General features: G+C 64.6%; 2 protein-coding genes. Both read left to right on the top strand.

Going from position 1 to position 378, the window contains the following annotated elements; translation table 11 throughout:
- Positions 1-13 precede the first annotated feature (13 nt).
- Positions 14-166 (top strand): ATP-binding protein, encoded by a 153-nt coding sequence (locus ACTQV4_RS10400; RefSeq protein ID WP_441042590.1) that lies wholly within the window; start codon positions 14-16, stop codon positions 164-166.
- Positions 163-378, top strand: a 216-nt coding sequence (locus tag ACTQV4_RS10395) for a hypothetical protein (protein WP_441569795.1), incomplete at its 3' end; no start/stop codon positions are given. The genes ACTQV4_RS10400 and ACTQV4_RS10395, both read left to right, overlap by 4 nt.

Here is a 378-nt window from a genome sequence, read left to right as displayed (position 1 = left end):
CATCACCACCAACGTGGGGATCAGCGGCTGGGGCAGGGTGTTCGGGGACGACGTGGCGGCGAGCGCGATCGCGGACAGGGTGTGCCACCACTGCCACCTGGTCAAGATAACGGGCAGGTCCTACAGGCTGAAGGACCTGCCGAGGGACGGCCCCGTCGAGCCGTGACCGGAATCGGTGAAAATACGTTAGCGCAACCGGTGAAACCGCCTTTGCGCGAACGGCGCGCCTGTTTAGCGAAACTGGTGAAAAATAGATTGACGCTAACAGAGTCGGACCGCCGGCAGCTCGAGAAGAAGGTGCTCGCCCTCGCCCGGACCGACCGGTGGCGCCCGGCCGTCGAGGCGCTCTCCTGCATCAAGGGAATCGACACCCTGACG

It is taken from the genome of Collinsella sp. LCP19S3_B11 (assembly GCF_052121915.1).
In the GTDB taxonomy this organism is placed as follows: domain Bacteria; phylum Actinomycetota; class Coriobacteriia; order Coriobacteriales; family Coriobacteriaceae; genus Collinsella.
The sequence above is the reverse complement of the archived record's forward strand: the minus strand, read 5'-3'. Positions and strand labels throughout refer to the sequence as shown.